We start from the raw sequence: 17,721 nt of genomic DNA, 5'->3' as shown, positions 1-17,721 counted from the left end.
CGAATTCTCACCAGCGCCGGACTTCGGTCGGGCTGGTTGAGCGCCACAAGCTGAAACGCCAGTCAAGCGAAGTGTAGGAGCGCGCCTACCGTCATCGCGAGACCGAGGGCAGCGGCTCCGGCCGTAGCGACGAGGCGGGGGCGGTAGGACAGGAGCAGAACGAGCCCGACGCCCGCGCCGGTCATCGCGCCGATCCACTGTACGGGGCCGAAGCCCCAGCCCTCAGCCTCCCCGGCCACGATCAGGCACAGGCCGATACCGATCCAGCCGAGGACGCGCAGCAGCACGACCCGCCGCCCACTCGGCTTCGCCCCGAAGCTCTCCGCATGGTGGCGGTTCAGGCTGAGGCAGAGCGCCGAGAGCGCGGCGAAACTCAGGCCTAGATTGAGCGCGAGGATCGCGGGCGTCATGCGCGCGCCCGCTCCGCCGAGAAGATCGGCGCGCGCCGACGCGCGGGTGTCCGGTGGCGTGCGACCTTGCTGGCCGCGACGGCGAACAGGACGGCGAGCGCGAGCATCGCTCCGTCGAACCACAGGAACAACGCCGCGCCGTCCCCGAGCCGACGTAGGGGATGGCCCTCGACCGTGGCGACGTCGGCCAGGACGACGGCGAGGCACAGGCCTGCGACCAGCATCAGCATCTCGCTCCAGGCGCGGCGGTGCGGTCGGGCGAGCGGGATCAGCGCGGCGGCGATCCAGGCGGCGAAGAAAGCGCGAATCTCCCAGGCCGAGCGGTCAGCGAGGTCGGGCGGCAGCAGGCGGTTGGCGAGGAAGTATACGGCGATCCCCGCGGGCAGGCCGGCGATGCTGCCGATGTTGAGGGCCTGGACCAGCCGCAGACCGAGGGACGGCCGCGCCTCCGGCTTCGGCAGCCGGGCGAGCGACCACAGCACGAGGCCGGTCGCCACCATGGCGGAGCCCATCACGCCGCAGAAGAAGAACAGCAGCCGGAGCGCCGGCCCGGCGAAATGCGCCTCGTGTAGGCCAACCATGGTGGTGAAGGTCTTGGCCGCAGGCTCGAGGCCGCCGCTGCGCACCTCCAGCACCGCGCCGGTCACGCCGTCGAAGGCGACCTGCGGATGCTCGTGCGAGAGGCCGTGCGGCTCCTCGAACACCGCAACGACGGTAGCGTGGGCGTCGCCTTGGTTGACGATCGTGAGCCGCTCCAACGTTTCCGGCACGGTGGCGAGCGCCCGCTCGACCATCGGCCCGACCGGGGCCAAAGCAGCGGACTGGCCGGCGGGCAGGCGCGGCGCGGTGATCTGGCCGGATTCGGCAAAGAAGGCTTGGGCATCGCCCTTGTACGCCGCGGTCACGCCCCAGGGCATGTACATCAGCGCCAGGGTGACGATGCCGGTATAGGTGATCATCAGGTGGAACGGCAGCGCCAGCACGCCGGTGACGTTGTGCGCGTCGAGGAAGCTGCGTCGAGGGGCCTTGTCCCGGCGGAAGGTGAAGAAGTCGGCGAAAATTCGCTTGTGGGTGACGATGCCGGAGATCAGCGCCACCAGCATGATCATCCCGCAGAGGCCGACGACCCAGCGCCCCCAGAGCGGCGGCATGTGCAGCTCGAAATGGAAGCGGTAGAGGAAGTCGCCGCCCCTCGTCCCGCGCACGGCGGCCTCGGCGCCAGTGTACGGATCGAGCAGCACGTGGCCCGGCGGCTCGCCGGGGCGGGTGCGCCAGAACAGGTCGAGCAGGGGTCGGTCAGCTTGCGGCAGGCCGATGAACCACGTCTTCGCCTTCGGGGCGTGGGTCTCCAGATAGGCGACGGCGCGCTGGGCCACCGCGGGCAGGTCGGTCGGCGCGACCGGCGTGGCGCGGGCCAGTTCGGGCTGCATCCAGCCGGTGATATTGGCGCGGTAGTAGCTCGCGGTACCGGTGACGAAGATCGCGAACAGCACCCAGCCGACCAGGAGGCCGGACCACGTATGGAGCCACGCCATCGATTGACGGAAGCCGCCCTTCACGATGCACCTCCTACTAGGACGAGGGGCCCCGCCGCCAGCCACAGGCCGGCGCCGAGGAAGAGGATTGTGGCCAGAACCGCCGCGGCGGCGCGCAGGAGCGAGCGCAGCCCGAAGACGAGCACGACTACGCCCACGAGGATCGCGAAGCTGAGGAGGGTGGCCGCCGTCACGGCCTCCGAGCGCGGCAGCGGCAGTGTCACCGACAGGAGCGCGGTCGCAAGCGCGGCGACGGCGTAGCCGCCGCCCGCCGCCAGGACGACGCGCCCGAGGATGCCGACGCCCACGGCCAGTCGCGGGCGGACGCTTCCCTTCGTCGTGGCCATGGTCGATGCCCTCACCAGCGATAGCGCAGGGTCGCGTATACCGTGCGGGGCAGGCCGTAATAGCAGCCCGAGTAGCTGAAGCAGCCGGTGACGTAGCGTTCGTCGAGGAGGTTCTGGGCGTTCAGCTGCATGGTGAAGCCCTGGAGCGTCGGGTCGAGATGCTTCAGGTCGTAGCTGACCACCGCGTCGACGAGCACGCTCTCGGGCACCTTGAAGGTGTTGGCCGGGTCGCCCCAGGACGAGCCGAGATACCTCACGCCGCCGCCGATCCCGAGGCCGAACAGCGGTCCCTCGGTGAAGCGGTAATCGACGAAGAGCGAGGCGGTGGAGTCCGGCACCTGGACCGGCCCAAGGCCGATGAGCGACCGGTTGGTGTCGTTGGTGTTGCGGATGTCGAGGAGCGAGAAGCCGCCGACCAGCGTCAGCCCGTCGAACAGGTTCGCCCGCGCCTCGAACTCGACGCCCTGCACGCCGACCTCGCCGGTCTGCACGCTGAAGCCGGGATTATTCGGATCGGTATTGAGCGTGTTCGAGCGGCGGATGTCGAAGGCCGCCGCGGTCAACAGGATGTCGGTGCCGGGGGGCTGGTACTTGATGCCGGCCTCGTACTGGTTGCTTGAAATCGGATCGGGGATGCGTCCGGTGGTCCCGAAGGCCGGATCGAAGATGCGGCCGTTGGCGATCGGCTCGAACGCTTCGCTGTAGGAGACGTACGGCGCGATGCCGTTGTCGAACAGGTAGAGCAGGCTGGCGCGGCCCGTGAAGGCTTCCGCCGGCACGTCCTGCAGCGCGACCGCGCCGGTCGCGAGGGTGCGGGTTGGGCCGGATTGCCGGGCGAAGTCGTAGCGCCCTCCGAGCGTCAGGACGAGACGGTCGAACTTGACCTGATCCTGAAAGTACACGCCGGTCTGCTCGGCGGTGATCCGGGCATCGGTCGTGAAGCCGGGTACCGGGATGTTCATGTTGTAGTTCGGCGCCAGGACGTTGAGGTCCAGTGTGTTCGGGAAGGGGGCGCCGAGCGTCCGGGTCTCGATGGTGCGGTGATCGACGCCAACGAGTGTGGTGTGGGCGAAAATGCCGGTGTCGAAATTGCCCACGAGGTTGTTGTCGATGGTCCAGGCATCGATGCCGACCTGGGAGGCGGTGACCGCGCGGGCGAGCAGCGGGCCGCTGGCGGTCGCGCCGTTGCGCTCGTTGAAGGCCCCGTAGACGCTGCGATAGTCGCCTTCCGAGCGCAGGTAGCGCCCGGCGGAGTGGAAGCGCAGGTTCTCGTTGAAGCGGTGGTCGAACAGGTAGCTGAGCGAGGCCTGCGTCCGGTCCGAGCGCTCGACGCCGCGGTCGCCGTCGTAGAAGTCGACCGGCAGGCGGCCGACCACGCCGTTGCCGAAGTTGCGCGGGAACACCGTGCCGATGGCGGGAAAGCCGCCGTAGAAGCCGGATTTCGGATCGCGCTGGTAGTTGGCGATGACGGTGAGCGAGGTGTCGGCGTCCGGCTGCCACGTCACGCTCGGATTGATGAAGAAACGCTCGACTTCCGTGGTGACGGCCGGGCCGTCGCCCTTCCAGCCGAGCCCGACCACCCGGTAGGCGAACTGGTCGGTCAGCCCCCCGGTGCCGTCGCCCAGTGGCCCGCCGACATCGAAGCCGCCGCGCACCTCGCTGAAGCCGCCGCCCTGCACGAACACCTCGCCGTGGCGGACGAACCGGGGCACCTTCGAGACGAGGTTGACGATGCCGCCGGGGCCCGACTGCCCATAGAGCACCGAGGCCGGCCCCTTGATGATGTCGACGCGCTCCAGGCGGTACGGATCGACGCTCGGGAAGGCGTCGCGGCTGCCGGGCAGCGCAAGCCCGTCCAGGAACAGCGGCGCGGTGAAGCCGCGGATCGAGAACTGCTCCAGTCGGGTCGAGCCGGCGCCGCCGCGCTGCTCGGTGGTGACGCTCGGCGTGTAGCGCAGGGCCTGATTGATGGTCAGTGCGTTCTGATCCTCGATCTGCTTGCGGCCGATCACCGAGACTGACTGCGCGGTTTCTAGGATCGGCGTGTCGGTCTTGGTGCCTACCGTGCTGCGGCTGGCGACGTAACCGGGCACCGGGCCGACAGCACCTCCGGCCCCATAGAGCGCCCCACCAAGCGTCTTTCCCCGTCCCTGGCCTGCAACGCTCAGTTCCTCCAACTCCACCTCGGTGACAGCGTTCTGTGCCAGGGCGGCCCCTGGCAGGAAGCCGCAGGTCGTCGAAAGAAGAGAAAGGCACAGTGCGAGCCGCACGCGCCCGTCTGCGCACTGGTTGCACATCATATGATGATGGTGAATCATTGTTCCAGCCAATAGGCGAATGCAGAGCGCTCGGAATCGCCTTGTTTATGCTGGCGCATCACGGCGATGTGACATCTCTTACATGAATTTCTCGATAGGCAAAGTTTTGTATTATGGAATTAATCAAAGGTATCCTTAGATCCATTCTAAAAACAGCCGCGCCTTGTCCGCTGCGCCGGTCTTGCGCACTCCCCGTCGGCAGCTCCTCCACTCGCATCGTCTAACGCGGCGTTCGCATCTCGAACTTCGTCGTCCAGCCGCGCCGCTGCCACCCCAGGCCAACCCTCGCCGGCACTACGGCGCCGGGGCGCCATCGGGTCGATGTCGCGGGCGCAGACGACGGAGGCGGCGGGTGACGTCCTGCTGCCGCGCCGGCCGCGGGCCGGCGGCGACGGAGAGGCCGCGGACCTCGTCGCGCGGCTCGCTCGCGAGGACGGTGACGGGGCCGCACAGCTCCTCCGCCAACGCCTCGCGGATCAAGCCGACGCCAGCATGACGCAATTGGAGGGTGGTGAGGCACAGGGCGGCGGGGCGCACTTCGCCAAGGACATCGCCGGCACGGATCAGCAGGAACGCGACCTTCGCGCAGTCATGGCGGCCTTGCAGCGCCCGACAGCGCCGTAGGCTGTGGGCGACATGCTCGACGTGTTCCGGGCGACCGGCACGCGCAAGCCGCAGGGCAGCCCAACCGACTTCAATGCGCAGTACCGGGCGGAGGTCGGCGGCGAGACGCTGCCACAGCAGGCGCTGACGGCGTTGCTCACGGGCGGGCGCTCGCTCCTAGCGAATGCCGGCGACGCGACCCGGCGGGCCTATCTCGGCCGCAACAACGCGACGCTCGCGGACATCCTATCCGCCCCGAACAGCGTCGAGCGGATTCGTCGCCTCGTCGAGCGCGGCGCCGAAACGCCCATGGCCGAAGCGGTGCTGCGGTCGTTGCTGCAGGGGCGTGGCGGGGAGCTGCAAGCACGCTGAACCCGCTTCGAGGCCGCTCCCGCCATATCCGGGGCGACTGCCGCGCTACATCGCACCGGCCTGCGGGCGCAACTCACGACCAAGACAACGGTTTGGCCGAGGTCAATCGCTTGCACTCGGAAAACTCGCGCTATCGGCCTGGATCGGCCCGGTGATGGCATCCGCTGCGGGCGGTGCTTTTGCTCGGCCGATAAAAGAATTCTGCATGTTCGCATGAAGTGACTTGCTGTATTAAGTTGGCTCGAAAGTTGTAGCTATTCAAAAATAACTCCGCCGTACTTTGATAGATTTTTTTTCGCAAGCTGTTGTTTAAGTCCACTTGATTATGAAATAACCGTTCGGACATATTGCTTGAAATTTGCCCTATGCATCATTGCCTTATTTTGGGCGCATTTTAAATGCCTTCTTGCTAAGTATATGGTGAATGGGCCAAGCCGTCATGATGTATTCCGGTGTATATAAAGGCACGGTCCGAACATATTGTTCGGAATTTGATGATACTTATGAGATTACCTTTTCAATCGACGATGTGGGAAACATTGATCTTCCCGGCTATTACGGCATGAATGACGGAACAATCAATGAGACTGGGCAGATAAGTGGGATTTCCATAACGGTGCGCTCTCTGTCGCTCGGAACTGTCACAATACCCTATACGGCGAGCGACGACGGCACGACGTTCAATGGCACCGGCTCTTCAAGCAATGGCATCATCAGCACTATCCAAGCAACACGCGTGACTGCGCTCTACAACGCTGTTGATGACGCCGCAACGGTCATCGAAGACAGCGGCGTCGTAGCGACGGGCAACGTGCTCGCCAACGATAGCGGCGGGCCGGCCACGCTCCAATCCACTGACGACTACTTGGTCTATGCCGACAATGAGTTTGACATAGTCAAAGGAAATTATGGCACCTTCGCAATAGCGGGGGACGGCACTTACCGCTACACCCTCGACAATAATAATGCCTCCGTAGATGCCCTTGAGGACGGCGAGAGCTTAACGGACAGCCTCGCCTACACCGGGGGTAATGCCTACGGAACGTCCGACGCCCAGCTGACGATCACGATTAAGGGCCACACGGGACGTACCGTCAACGGCACCGACGGCGACGATGTATTGTACAGCTTCGACAAGGCTGATGCTTTTGACGGTAAGGCGGGCCTCGATTTAGCAAGCTATGTCGGGGCGTGGAGCGGCGTGCGCGCGAGCCTTGCCGCGCCCGGAAGCAACACCGGAGCGGCGGAGGGTGACACTTATGCCCGCGTTGAGGGCCTGCAGGGAAGCAGCTACGCCGACGTGCTGATTGGCGATGCCGGTAACAACATCCTCGACGGCGCCGGCGGTGCGGACCGGCTCGAAGGTGGTCGCGGCAACGACACCTACGTCGTCGATCGCTTGGACGACCTAGTGCTCGAAGCTAAGGGTGCGGGAGCGGACGTGGTTTCAGCTCTCGTTAGCTACAAGCTCGCCGCCGGACAGGAGATTGAAGTTCTCCAACTGGCCGCCTCAACTGGCACTCAAAGCCTCAACCTGACGGGCAACGAGTTCGCCAACAAGCTTGTTGGCAATGGCGGTGCCAACGTGCTGAACGGCCTGAGCGGCGTCGACACCATGATCGGCGGAGCGGGTTCAGACACATACTACGTCGACAACATCGGCGACCGGGCGGTCGAGACCAACGGCGCCGCCGGCACCGATCTCGTCATTGCTTCTGTCTCGTTCTCCCTCGGTGGGTCCGAACTGGAGAACCTCACCCTGACGGGAACGGCCAACATCGACGGCACCGGGAATTCCATTGCCAACGTGCTGACCGGCAATGCCGGAGCCAATATCCTCAATGGTCTCGGCGGCGCCGACAGGATGATCGGCGGAGCCGGCTCGGACACTTATTATGTCGACAATGGCGGCGACAAAGCTGTCGAGGCTAATGGCGCCGGCGGTACTGATCTTGTGATCGCCTCCGTGTCCTACTCGCTCGGCGGATCGGAGTTGGAGAACCTCACGCTCACGGGAACCGCCAACATCAACGGCACCGGGAACTCCGTTGCCAACGTCATCACCGGCAACGGCGGCAACAACGTCCTGAACGGCATGGGTGGTGCCGACAGGATGATCGGCGGCTCCGGCTCCGACACCTATCATGTCGACAATGGCAGCGACAAAGCTGTGGAAGCCAACGGAGCCGCCGGCACCGATCTCGTGATCGCGTCCGTTTCCTATTCGCTCGCTGGCTCAGAGTTGGAAAAACTCACGCTCACCGGAGCGGGCAATCTCAACGGCACCGGCAACTCCATTGCCAACAACCTGATGGGCAACAACGGCGCTAACGTGCTCAACGGCATGGCCGGCGGCGACACGCTCAGCGGCCTAGCCGGCAAGGACACCTTCGTGTTCTCGACGGCGCTCGGCGCGGGCAACGTCGATCGCATCACCGACTTCTCGGCCGCGGACGACACGATCCAGCTCTCGAAGAGCATCTTCACCGCCCTCTCGGGAGGGACGCTCGCGGCCTCGGCGTTCAAGGATCTGAGCGTGGCCGGTGCAAAGATCGATGCCGACGACCGCATCCNGCGACGGCGCTCGGCGCGGGCAACGTCGATCGCATCACCGACTTCTCGGCCGCGGACGACACGATCCAGCTCTCGAAGAGCATCTTCACCGCCCTCTCGGGAGGGACGCTCGCGGCCTCGGCGTTCAAGGATCTGAGCGTGGCCGGTGCAAAGATCGATGCCGACGACCGCATCATCTACAATAAGACCACGGGTGCCCTGTCCTACGATGCCGATGGCAGCGGCTCGAAGGCGGCAGTGCAGTTCGCGATCATCGACACGAAGGTGGCGCTGACCCACGCCGACTTCCTCGTGGCGTGAGACCTCGCGAGAGGGGTGTCTCCTGACGCTCCTCTCGCGCGCTGACCGTTCAGCCCTTCCCGCCAACCACCAAACGCGGCCGCATCAGCGACGGCGGCAGATCGGGCGGGTTCGGCGCTGGCCGCATGATGTCCGGAAAGAAGGCATGACAGCGCGCCACGTACTGGCCCGGCACCTTGTCACCGGGGCGGGCCGGTCCACGCTGGTACGGGCAATCCGCTGCGATTCGAGCCAGCACCTCCAATAGGGGCGTCTCCGGTCCGTACTTTGCCGCGAGCCGCGCGAGGCGATAGCTGCCCTGGCGCGCCGGACACATCCCGCATTCGACCCTGACGACGACGTAGGGGTAGAGGGCGAGGCACGATGGGACCGTGTCAGCCATCAGGCGCAGCCGCCGCTCACGGTGCGCTAACCCGGCCGCGCACGAAGCCGTGGGAGACGACGCGCCGGGTCGCCGCTGTTCTCTCCTCGGCCGCGTCGAGGTCAGCCAGCGCATCGCTGATCGCCGCGACCAGGGCGGCCCGATCGTCGCCGCGGTGCGCAGCGCGGTAGGCCTGCGCGATCGCTTCGGCTTCGCCGCGCCGAGCATCCTGACCGGCCGGCAGATCGTCGCGCAGCATCGTCCTGCGCCCGCTGATCGCGTGCATCGAGCCTCCGAATCCGATAGAACGTATCAGGAACAAACCCGATGGACGGGCGCGGTTCAACGACGATCGGAGCGGGACCGAAATGGCGTGGGGAGCGCTGTGAACGCGAAGCGAAAAGCGCAGTGACGGTCCAGCGTTACCACTTCCATTGCGTCGGCGGTGGAGGCGACGCCGTCTTCGACCTGACCGGCCGATGGGTGCCGCGGCTGCAGGCGTTGGGGCTTCAAGCGGATCGTGTCGCGCAGGCGCTCATGGATGGGGCGCCAGACATCGATTGGTCGGGCTGGCTGGTCGATGTCCACGATTCACGGGGGCGGCGGACGCTGCTGCGTCCGTTCACTGAAGTGCGCCCCGACAGAACGAGCACGCAAAGGGGCTGATGCTGGACGCCTTCCGCTGCGTCGGTAGTTGCCCCCAAGCTCAGGACGGAGGCAGACTCTGCCAGCCTGACGCTAAGCGGTCGAGCAGCACATGCGGCACCGTCAGCGCGGACAGCATCTGCAGAGTCAGCGTTAGAAGGGCCGCCGTCGGGCCGAGCGAGCCCGGCGCGTAGAGCGGCCACAGCCCAGCGCCGAGCCCAAGGGTCAGGGCGAAGATCGGCAGCGAAGCAAGAACGGCCCGGCCCATCGTGTCGATGGCGGGTGCCCGCACGGGATCGCGCACCAGGGTGCGCATGTGGCGCGGCCCGTGCAGGCCGACGAAATACAGGGCGAAGGCGGTGAGCGGCGGCAGCAGCCAAAAGGCAACAGCAAGGCCTGCGCATTCGGCCAGCACCGCGCGGCGCGGCCGGTGGGTGGCGAGCCACACGACGGCCAAAGCGAGCCAGAGCCAAGCGGCGGCGCCCCACCATGCGGGAAGCTGCGGCATCGACACGCGCGCCACTAGGGCGAAGATTTGGGCGGTCTCGTCGGGCCGCAGAAGCGCCGGGAGCGCAATCGGCAGCCCGCCGCGCACGAGCGCCTCGACGGGGCGGCCCGGCCCGGCATCCTCCTCGCCGAAATGCACCACCGACAGCGCCAGGAAGCCGGCCAGGGTGACTAGCGGCACGACTTGCCATGCGACGAGCACCAGCGCCGACAGGCCGAGATACGGCAGAGCGAAGATTCCGAACCACAACCGGCCGAAGCGCGGGCGCAGCAGGGGCGCGGCCACCGCTCCGTCGAGCGCCCCGTGGGGCACGCCGAGCACGATTACCGCCGCCAGCGCCGCGAGCCAGGACGCGTCCCGCGGCAGGAGCGCCGAGGCGGTCAGGCCGAGCCCGACCAGAGCGGCGGCCACGATCCTGGCCGAGTGCGGGAACCGTGTCCCCGCCACTGGGAGGGCGCGGCTCGCCCCGAGGGGCGGAGCGAGGGGGCGAGCCGCGCCGGCCATCAGGCCGCCCGGCGCAGCGGCGTGGCGGAGGTGCGGGTCTCGGTCAGATCGCGATCGACCGCGCGGGTCGTCTGGATCGTCGCCATTAGGCCGTAGACGACCTTGGCGGTTAGATCGAGCACAGCGACGATACCCAGCGCCAGGGCCGGCGACAAGAAGCCGAGACCGTCCTGCCCGACGAGCAGCACCACCGGATAGGCGCACCAGACCACGGTCAGGAACACGGCGTTGCGCAGGAAAGCGGCGCGCACGTCGCCGCGCTCCGCAGCGTTCTCTTCGCGCAGCTGCACGAAGATTCCGTAGAACACCGCCAGGAACGCGCCGCAGGAGATGGCGAACCACGTCCACTTCACCCAGGCGACCTGCGATAGGCCGAAGGCCAGGGCGGTGACGATCATGAGCAGGTCGGAGCCGATCAGGCCCCAGACGATCGCCGGGCGGCGCATGCCTGAATGCATCGCGGTGCGAGACAAGCCGACGAGCAGCAGCGGCGTGGTGAAGGTCCAGTCGATGTAGCGGGCAAAGTAGAACTGGCGCGCGGCCTCCGCTGCGTCGGGCCCAGCCGGGAGGACGATGCTGCCCTGCCCCGTAGCCATTGCGAAGTACGAGCAGGCAGCGATGATCGGCACGATCCCATGAATGATCGTGTCCGCCTCCTCAGCCTGCGTCCGCCGTTTGCCCAGGAACAGGATGGCGGCGGCACCGGCGGCCATGCCAGCAAAGCCCAGCCAGAGCCAAAACTGAGGCGTCATCGATTTCTCGTTAGTTAGGGATGAAGGGCGCGCTGCAAACGTATGAGCGCATCGGGCAATCAAAGCAGGCAGGCTATGTTTCTAGGACTGCGGTCACAGTCGCGTGAGAACGCCGCCCTGATCCGACAGAACGTCGAGCCTAAGCCGCAGGTGCCCTCCAACGCCCACAGCTATCGCTGGCGCGGCCATGCACGCAGCGGCAGGCTGGCAAAGAAACTCTCGGCGCCCTGGACCAAAAGCGCCGTCGGATGCTGCGTGCAGTAGGCTCGTAGGGAACCCACCACGAGATCGGCGTTCAGGCCGGACAGATCGCGGAACTGCTGATCCCGCACGATCAGCACATTGTTGACGCCCGTGGCGAAGCCAAGTGTCCACACCAGGAACGCCCTTCGATAGTCGCGCTGATCGAACACCGGCTCGGCATCGGCACAGGACATCAAGCCGAAGCCAGCCGCGTTCGCGCCCTCGGCTTTACAGGGCGCTGCGACGAGGCAGCCGCACAGCGACAGGACTGCAAGACATCGGCTCATCTCAGGCCCCCACGCGCGCAGCGGCTGAACGGGCGAGCGGCACGACGCTCGTTGCGGCCACCTCCAGATCGGGAGCCGTCCGGCGGATCGTCTCTGCGACGTAGCTCGGCGCGAGGTGGGCGTAGTGCTTCTCGACCATCCGCGTGCCTGAGTGCCCGAGTGCCTCGGCGACCACGAGCAGCGGCGCGCCGTTGCGCACCATCGCGCTGGCGTAGGAGTGCCGCAATTCGTGCAGGGTGATGCTCTCCAGCTTCGTCCGTTCGAGCGCCCCCTTGAAGACGCGCTGGTACTGCGCGGGCTTCCACGCCTCGCCGTTGTCGCGGGTGAGGAGCGGTGCCTTCGGCGAGCGCCCGGCGGCGAGCCGCTCGAACAGGGCTGCGCCGCCTGACGTGAGCGGGATGTGGCGCGCCCGGCCATTCTTGCTGCGCTCGACGAACACCGTCCCGCCTGTCCGATCGAAGTCCCGCACCGTCAGCCGGGCGAGCTCGCCGAAGCGCGCACCAGTCATCAGCGCCGCGCCGACAAGGTCGCGCAACTCGCCGTCGCACGTGTTCAGCAGGCGCTGTTGCTCAGCCGCGTCGAGGAATCGGACCCGAGCCGCCCCTGTGTCGCGGAACGGCTTGAGCAGCCGCCATGCGTGGTCGCTGGCGACGAGCTGATGCGCGTAGGCCCAATTCAGCGCGGCCTTGAGCAGCGTCAGCGTCCGGTTCGCCGTGTCGCGCCGGCGGCGCAGCGCCTCCGGGTCCGAGACGTCCACCTCGCGCACGTTGGCCTTCGCGGCGAGCCGGCTCGTGCGGACCCGCTTCGGCGCGCTGACCATCGCATCGCGCCAGCGCCGCAAGCGCTCCAGCGTCAGATCGGCGACCCGCAGGCTACCGAGCTTCGGCAACACATGCACGCGGGCGCGGGAGCGGGCGTCGTAGATCGCTTTCATGCCTTCGGCTTCTCGGGCCTCCAGATAGCGCTCGACCGCGTCGGCCACTGTCAGCGCCGGCTGTGCATCGGGCGCGCGCCTGATCGATGCAACCCACGCCCTCGCCGCCTCCTTTGCCTGCTCGTGCGTGAGCACCGCTGCGCCGTCGGCTTCCGCAACGTCGTCGGCCAACCCGAGCTGCGTCTGGACCCGCCGGCCGTCGGGCGCACGTGAGGCGGCGAGCCAGGAGCCTCCCCTCCCCCACGTGCCGCGGCCCGCCCGGTATCCGAGGCGGATGCCTGGCCCGAGCAGCTCCCACTCCGGTACGTCCGATGCCGGCAGCTTCTCACGGCTGTTCCGGCTCTTGAACGCACTCGCTCGGCGGCCCATCGCGCCCTCGTTTTCGTTGTCAAATTCGTTGACAGGTCTGGCATGAAAGGGAATGATCCGCAATGACGGTAAATGAGGTAAGCCATTGCAAATCAAACGCTTTCACACCGCATCAATCGACCTCAAATTCGATCAGAATTCGCCCTCTCACGGCGAAAACAGGGGTTCGATTCCCCTTGGGAGCGCCACCGGTCTGCCTTAAGGCACTGATCCCCTTACAAACCAACGCCTTACCCCTCGTGGTGCACCAAATCGGTGTTACAAACGGGAGCGTCGATGGCCCTCTGGTTTGCTCGGATGCCCTACATCACCCGCTCTCGGCATGGCGTATGGAAATACCGCCGGGTCATCCCTGAGCCGCTTCGGGCCCTCGCAGGCAAGCGCGAGATCGTTCAGAGCCTCAACACCAAAGACGAGCAAGAGGCGGAAGCCCGCAGCCTCCGGTTACACACCGAAGCCGAGGCGTGGTTGAAGTCGCTCAAATCCCGACAGGCCCCCACCACATCCCTGCCTCATGAGCTAAGCGACACTACGGGGCACACCAGCGTTGACGACTGGTTCCGGGGGACAGCCTTCCTCGCTGCTACGGGGCTTCCGCTGATCTCTTACGGGTCGATGGATCACATCGAAGAGGACATCCGGGACCACATCGTCCGCGAACGCTTCGGCATTGACATTAGCAACCCCGAAACTCGTGATGAAGAGCTAGCCCGCGCCCCCGAAGCTCGCGCTGTCCTCGGCATCCTCAAGAAGCCCGTTCCGACCCTCAAAGAGGCCCTTGCGGTCTATCTTCGGGCTAGGAAGGGTGAACTGTCGGGTATGCCTCCGATCAAGCGCCGGAAGTGGGAGCTAGAGAAGCGACGTGCCATAGATTACTTCGTGGATGCCGTAGGCGAGGAACACACGGTAGCTACCCTTCGTGTCGATGATGTCAGAACCTTTGAAGAGTTCCTACGGACCAAGGGCTTGGCCCCAGCCAGCATCAGAAAGACTTTCAAGCTAGTCCGTGCAATCATTGAGGTATCGCTTCGGGAGTTTGATATCCAACGCCGAAACCCATTTGAACGTTACACGGTAGCAGACCCAACCCCGAACCGGGAGAAGCGCCTACCTCTCACGGCCGACGAAATCAGCGTCTTTTTGATCCTCAGCGTCAACATTGAGCTTGGCACGATTGCTCGTCTTCTCGTGTTCACGGGAGCCCGCCTAGACGAGATATGTGGACTAGGCTGGAACGATGTAAGAGACCTGAGCGGCCCTAAGCCTTTCATTGAGATAAGACCACAAGAGTTCCGTGGTGTAAAAACCCATTCGAGTCGCAGAGTGGTCCCACTACTTCCCGAAGCGGTAGCCGCCTTGAATACGTACCTTCAAGCTGCTCGGATTGCCCCAGGAGAGGCCAAAGGCAACATCCCTGTGTTTCCCCGCTATGGTCGGGACAATGGCAGTGCTGCGGCTTCTGCGGCCCTCAGCAAGGCTATCAGGGCACGAGGTATTACAGACCCGAAGAAAACCACCCATAGTGTTCGCCACGCCGTCAAACAGGCACTTCGCGATTGCGGATGCCCCAAGCCAATCAGTGACTACATCCAGGGCCATGCATCACCAAACGTTGCTGAGAGCTATGGACTTGGCGTCGCCCTCGATACGATGACTGAGTGGCTATCCAAGGCAACGCTCAAGCTCGCAACAATGCCTGACCGACCTTAATCATACATGACCACTCAACGCCCGCGATAAAATCACCTCAAGTCACAGGATCAATCTTCATAAGACCGAAGCCGCCGGCCTCGTTTCGCACGACAAACAACATAGATAACCCCATTTTATTCAAGTAGCCAGAAAGCGCCTTCAGGTAATCCATCGAATGACTCATATCGATTATGCTGCGCAACTCGGCTCCCACTGAAGTAAATCCAGGGCCCGACAACCGCAGGCGAGGCAGTCTAACACTTTGGCCCTCCGGAAGCTCGGCGGACGCTATTACTAACGACACGTCCGCATGCCCAATTTGCATTGAGAATTCGTCTTTCGAGATGTCGAACTCAGTATATTCACTTAAGTCATGCCTAAGCAATCCAACTTCTACAAGGCGGGCAATGTCCGTATAAGAGAGCCCTAAATGAGCGAACTTATTCTCTCCGATGGATAAATCCTCCGGAACCACTATGCGAGCCCCACGACCAACCTCGGAGCTTAGGTTACACGCGCGCCTGAATATGTCGGCAGTCGCCTGATCTAACCTAGAGAATACCTCAACGGCACTAATTGAAAATGTCCCCGGTTTCTTGATCTCACCCGCCAGCACACGGCCAAATGCCTCCTTCCACTCTTCCTTAGTCTTAGCAGCGGCAATCTTGAAGAAGGCAAACAGCCAATCGTCTTCGATCTCCCCTGAAGCATCAACCGTTATTTCTTCCTCACTCAACTCACGAGCGGCTATCCTAAGGATGTCTTCACGGGTCTGCTGCTCTCTCGTGATTTCCTCGAAGTGATAATCAAGGGCGCGTGAGGAAGTCTGCGGGTCCCTCAAGTGCGGCAATGACGCCTTGGCACTCTCTTTTAAAACAACTTCGCGTGCCTTTTGCTTTGCTCTGATCTCAGAAGCCTCAGCCTCAAGCCGCGCCACCTTAACACCGGCCGCCGCTTTGGTGATTTGCCCCTTACCCTTGAGATAGTTCTCAGGCCACTCGACTCCCGCCAGAACTACACGACCGAAGGCCTTCCAGAGATTCCTCTGCGCCTGTGGGGGTATTCCGGTGGCTACTGTCGTGGCTAGTTCCGAAAGATTATCGGCGATGCTTCGTTCACTTGGCGGAGACTCAGTGGGCTCGTGGGCTTCGGGCTGCTGCTCTTCGTCTGCCATCCGACCGACTCCACTTAGTCACGCACTTGGTTCGCAATCTAGGTGTTGAAACGCCGGTGTTCAACTGCTGGCCACCTGCACCTTTGAGCAAGAACCCTGTCAACCTACGTGATACCGTAGTGACATAAATAACACAAATCAGCAGCGAGCCCAGGGATCAACCCCAGGCCCACTTCCTCAAGTATATCGTCGAAGGTGCAAATTGCACATATCGTGATTGCCCAAGATCATCTAGATATCCAAAGGCTCCGGGAAGTCATCAGGGTACTTATCCATAAGTGGCTTGACCCTATCAGACCAATTCAAGATCATCCAATTAGGGATATTCGAGTCGATGATCTCAAGGGCGTCCGCGAGTATCCTTGGGTCACGCCTGATGGATACCCCGGTGTTCCGCAAGATCGCCGCTGCTACCCTCTCGGCTTTCTCCCGCTTCGCCGCGTCTGGATCATAGTCCTCATCCGACTTCCAATCCCTTCGTCTCGCTTCAGCCCAAGTTATCTCCGAGGCAGCTTCGGCACCAAGTGTTTTAACTGCCTTTCTCATTGACTTGACGGTTCGCTCACTGATGGATGTTTGCTTGGAGATCACCCTGACCGCCAGCTTGTTATCCCTGACTAACTCCCAGGCCGCCTCAGATTTCTCAGATGTCGATAGTGGAAGTTGACTCTTTACGTTGCGGTTTAGAGCTTCCAGCTTCGCTTCATACAGCGAGCCTTCGAAGTATTCCACCGGAACACTCCTAATCCATTCCATCGACCGATAAGCGATTATGCGATGGTGCCCATCCACGAGATAGAACTTCTCACCAATCGGGACGACAAGGACCGGAGCAAGAGCCCCGCCAACAGCCCTCACAGTCCGAATGAGTTCCCGAGCGTGCTCCTCCCGCACCATCAGGTCTTGACCGGAGGAACGCCACTGAAACACTTGGTCAGCTACTTGGATCGCTGATAATGGCAAAGTCGGTGTTCTACGCTCGTTTCTTGGCTCGGACTGCTCGATTGCCTCAAGTTCAGCATATGTCGTGCTTGTGCTAATGACAGCCAGTTTGGTGTGCTTTGGCTTCCCCACGACTCAGCGCCTCCACTCGAAAGCCGCCTTGAATACACTCGATTGCATCGCTGGATTGGTCCTGGCCAGAGCACTCGAATACCGTGGGTCTTTGCTGCGCTTCTGAGCCTCCATAACGGCCAGCATAATACTCGGCGGCGGTCCTCCCCAGGCACTTGCTACGGGCGCCACGGGCCTTCCTGACGCATTAGAACGCCATGGTGCTGGTGGCTGCTTGGCTGACGATGCCTCTCCGAAGTTTGACCCGAAGTATGGTAGCTTGGGTGTCGTGGCGAGTGCCTGTGAGTCCTCTCGGGACTGAGCAGCCTCAGCGTCTTGCTGCGCCTGAACCTTGGTTTTCTGCTGCTGAACGTACCACTCTTCGAAGGCCGCAGAATCTTTGGGTGTTGAAAAGATTGGTGTTGAGTCTGACCCGAAGCCTAACTCCGAGGCCCGCTCATATGGCTGAAAGCCCCCATAGCGAAGCATCTGGTTGATCGGGTGGTAATAGTCATCTTGCTTACCGTTGGCGACTGGCTGGCTTGGTGGTGGCTTCAATGTATTTCCTCATAGCTCCACCATCGGGATGCAACGGGTTTCCCCAGGGCCCTCAAGTGGGTAAGTTGCTGATAGCGCCCCCGTTGCTCTCCTGGGGACGACGCAATTCCATTCCTATACCAACTCGTATCCGTCAATCTCATGGTCCAACCTTTAGGACGCAGAGGATAGACAGTCCTCAC

General features: G+C 63.7%; 16 protein-coding genes and 2 pseudogenes. 6 read left to right on the top strand and 12 right to left on the bottom strand.

Going from position 1 to position 17,721, the window contains the following annotated elements; genetic code table 11:
* Window positions 1-62 precede the first annotated feature (62 nt).
* The 4 genes from ASG52_RS22670 to ASG52_RS22655 are packed head-to-tail and all read right to left on the bottom strand — an operon-like array spanning window position 63 to window position 4,592.
* Window positions 63-410: a DUF3325 domain-containing protein gene (locus ASG52_RS22670; RefSeq protein ID WP_056248171.1), complete on the bottom strand. Its 348-nt coding sequence runs from the start codon at window positions 408-410 to the stop codon at window positions 63-65.
* Window positions 407-1,969: a PepSY-associated TM helix domain-containing protein gene (locus ASG52_RS22665; protein WP_056248168.1), complete on the bottom strand. Its 1,563-nt coding sequence runs from the start codon at window positions 1,967-1,969 to the stop codon at window positions 407-409. Before ASG52_RS22665 ends, ASG52_RS22670 begins: the two co-directional genes overlap by 4 nt.
* On the bottom strand, window positions 1,966-2,292 hold the full coding sequence (locus ASG52_RS22660) for a hypothetical protein (RefSeq protein ID WP_056248167.1): 327 nt from the start codon (window positions 2,290-2,292) through the stop codon (window positions 1,966-1,968). The genes ASG52_RS22665 and ASG52_RS22660 overlap by 4 nt, the downstream gene beginning before the upstream one ends.
* 11 nt (window positions 2,293-2,303) lie before the next feature.
* Window positions 2,304-4,592 (bottom strand): TonB-dependent siderophore receptor, encoded by a 2,289-nt coding sequence (locus tag ASG52_RS22655; protein ID WP_286159145.1) that lies wholly within the window; start codon window positions 4,590-4,592, stop codon window positions 2,304-2,306.
* Window positions 4,593-4,931: 339 nt separating this feature from the next.
* Here ASG52_RS22655 and ASG52_RS22650 point away from each other — a divergent pair, with 339 nt between their 5' ends.
* The 4 genes and pseudogenes from ASG52_RS22650 to ASG52_RS28080 all read left to right on the top strand — a co-directional run.
* Entirely contained in the window at window positions 4,932-5,234 is a 303-nt protein-coding gene (locus ASG52_RS22650; protein WP_056248162.1) for a hypothetical protein, read from the top strand.
* Between the two features lie 12 nt (window positions 5,235-5,246).
* On the top strand, window positions 5,247-5,585 hold the full coding sequence (locus tag ASG52_RS22645) for a PP2C family serine/threonine-protein phosphatase (protein WP_156384089.1): 339 nt from the start codon (window positions 5,247-5,249) through the stop codon (window positions 5,583-5,585).
* Between the two features lie 424 nt (window positions 5,586-6,009).
* Window positions 6,010-8,158, top strand: a pseudogene (locus tag ASG52_RS28715) (beta strand repeat-containing protein); the annotation flags it as partial.
* 1 nt (window position 8,159) lies between these two features.
* Window positions 8,160-8,459 (top strand): annotated as a pseudogene (locus ASG52_RS28080) (M10 family metallopeptidase C-terminal domain-containing protein); the annotation flags it as partial.
* Window positions 8,460-8,508: 49 nt separating this feature from the next.
* On the opposite strand, the gene ASG52_RS26730 reads toward ASG52_RS28080, so the two are convergent.
* Complete coding sequence (locus tag ASG52_RS26730; RefSeq protein ID WP_082552696.1) at window positions 8,509-8,841, bottom strand: hypothetical protein; 333 nt, start codon at window positions 8,839-8,841, stop codon at window positions 8,509-8,511.
* Between the two features lie 16 nt (window positions 8,842-8,857).
* On the bottom strand, window positions 8,858-9,106 hold the full coding sequence (locus ASG52_RS22635) for a hypothetical protein (RefSeq protein WP_286159144.1): 249 nt from the start codon (window positions 9,104-9,106) through the stop codon (window positions 8,858-8,860).
* 41 nt (window positions 9,107-9,147) lie between these two features.
* Between ASG52_RS22635 and ASG52_RS22630 the strand changes: the two genes are divergently transcribed.
* Window positions 9,148-9,486, top strand: a complete 339-nt coding sequence (locus tag ASG52_RS22630) for a DUF6894 family protein (protein WP_286159143.1) — start codon at window positions 9,148-9,150, stop codon at window positions 9,484-9,486.
* Window positions 9,487-9,526: 40 nt separating this feature from the next.
* Here ASG52_RS22630 and ASG52_RS22625 read toward each other — a convergent pair whose 3' ends face one another.
* The 4 genes from ASG52_RS22625 to ASG52_RS22610 all read right to left on the bottom strand — a co-directional run bounded on the left by ASG52_RS22625 (window position 9,527) and on the right by ASG52_RS22610 (window position 12,864).
* Entirely contained in the window at window positions 9,527-10,384 is an 858-nt protein-coding gene (locus ASG52_RS22625; RefSeq protein ID WP_056248148.1) for a Brp/Blh family beta-carotene 15,15'-dioxygenase, read from the bottom strand.
* Window positions 10,385-10,476: 92 nt separating this feature from the next.
* A complete protein-coding gene (locus ASG52_RS22620) occupies window positions 10,477-11,229 on the bottom strand; it encodes a bacteriorhodopsin (RefSeq protein ID WP_056248145.1) in 753 nt (250 codons plus the stop codon).
* 170 nt (window positions 11,230-11,399) lie between these two features.
* On the bottom strand, window positions 11,400-11,759 hold the full coding sequence (locus ASG52_RS22615) for a hypothetical protein (protein ID WP_156384087.1): 360 nt from the start codon (window positions 11,757-11,759) through the stop codon (window positions 11,400-11,402).
* 1 nt (window position 11,760) lies between these two features.
* Window positions 11,761-12,864 (bottom strand): tyrosine-type recombinase/integrase, encoded by a 1,104-nt coding sequence (locus tag ASG52_RS22610; RefSeq protein ID WP_286159142.1) that lies wholly within the window; start codon window positions 12,862-12,864, stop codon window positions 11,761-11,763.
* 474 nt (window positions 12,865-13,338) lie between these two features.
* On the opposite strand from ASG52_RS22610, the gene ASG52_RS26725 reads away from it, so the two are divergent.
* Window positions 13,339-14,772 (top strand): DUF6538 domain-containing protein, encoded by a 1,434-nt coding sequence (locus ASG52_RS26725; protein WP_082552694.1) that lies wholly within the window; start codon window positions 13,339-13,341, stop codon window positions 14,770-14,772.
* A 37-nt stretch (window positions 14,773-14,809) separates the two neighbouring features.
* On the opposite strand, the gene ASG52_RS26720 is transcribed toward ASG52_RS26725, so the two are convergent.
* Both ASG52_RS26720 and ASG52_RS26715 read right to left on the bottom strand, forming a co-directional pair.
* Window positions 14,810-15,928 carry a DUF2806 domain-containing protein gene (locus ASG52_RS26720; protein WP_082552693.1) on the bottom strand — a complete coding sequence of 373 codons (1,119 nt, stop codon included), beginning with the start codon at window positions 15,926-15,928 and terminating at the stop codon, window positions 14,810-14,812.
* A gap of 231 nt (window positions 15,929-16,159) precedes the next feature.
* Window positions 16,160-16,825: a ParB/RepB/Spo0J family partition protein gene (locus tag ASG52_RS26715; protein ID WP_082552692.1), complete on the bottom strand. Its 666-nt coding sequence runs from the start codon at window positions 16,823-16,825 to the stop codon at window positions 16,160-16,162.
* Window positions 16,826-17,721: the final 896 nt, after the last annotated feature.

This window comes from Methylobacterium sp. Leaf456 (assembly GCF_001425465.1).
Taxonomy (GTDB): domain Bacteria; phylum Pseudomonadota; class Alphaproteobacteria; order Rhizobiales; family Beijerinckiaceae; genus Methylobacterium.
Note: the sequence above shows the minus strand (reverse complement) of the source record. Positions and strands in the feature narration are given on the sequence as shown.

What these genes read in the sequence shown, in the direction of transcription:
- ASG52_RS22630 (WP_286159143.1), top strand. Translation starts at nt 9,148, where the DNA reads ATGGACGGGCGCGGTTCAACGACGATCGGAGCGGGACCGAAATGGCGT.
- ASG52_RS22620 (WP_056248145.1), bottom strand. Translation starts at nt 11,229, where the DNA reads ATGACGCCTCAGTTTTGGCTCTGGCTGGGCTTTGCTGGCATGGCCGCC.
- ASG52_RS26715 (WP_082552692.1), bottom strand. Translation starts at nt 16,825, where the DNA reads ATGGTGCGGGAGGAGCACGCTCGGGAACTCATTCGGACTGTGAGGGCT.
- ASG52_RS26725 (WP_082552694.1), top strand. Translation starts at nt 13,339, where the DNA reads ATGGCCCTCTGGTTTGCTCGGATGCCCTACATCACCCGCTCTCGGCAT.
- ASG52_RS22655 (WP_286159145.1), bottom strand. Translation starts at nt 4,592, where the DNA reads ATGATGTGCAACCAGTGCGCAGACGGGCGCGTGCGGCTCGCACTGTGC.
- ASG52_RS22670 (WP_056248171.1), bottom strand. Translation starts at nt 410, where the DNA reads ATGACGCCCGCGATCCTCGCGCTCAATCTAGGCCTGAGTTTCGCCGCG.
- ASG52_RS26730 (WP_082552696.1), bottom strand. Translation starts at nt 8,841, where the DNA reads ATGGCTGACACGGTCCCATCGTGCCTCGCCCTCTACCCCTACGTCGTC.
- ASG52_RS22645 (WP_156384089.1), top strand. Translation starts at nt 5,247, where the DNA reads ATGCTCGACGTGTTCCGGGCGACCGGCACGCGCAAGCCGCAGGGCAGC.
- ASG52_RS22635 (WP_286159144.1), bottom strand. Translation starts at nt 9,106, where the DNA reads ATGCACGCGATCAGCGGGCGCAGGACGATGCTGCGCGACGATCTGCCG.
- ASG52_RS26720 (WP_082552693.1), bottom strand. Translation starts at nt 15,928, where the DNA reads ATGGCAGACGAAGAGCAGCAGCCCGAAGCCCACGAGCCCACTGAGTCT.
- ASG52_RS22650 (WP_056248162.1), top strand. Translation starts at nt 4,932, where the DNA reads ATGTCGCGGGCGCAGACGACGGAGGCGGCGGGTGACGTCCTGCTGCCG.
- ASG52_RS22615 (WP_156384087.1), bottom strand. Translation starts at nt 11,759, where the DNA reads ATGAGCCGATGTCTTGCAGTCCTGTCGCTGTGCGGCTGCCTCGTCGCA.
- ASG52_RS22660 (WP_056248167.1), bottom strand. Translation starts at nt 2,292, where the DNA reads ATGGCCACGACGAAGGGAAGCGTCCGCCCGCGACTGGCCGTGGGCGTC.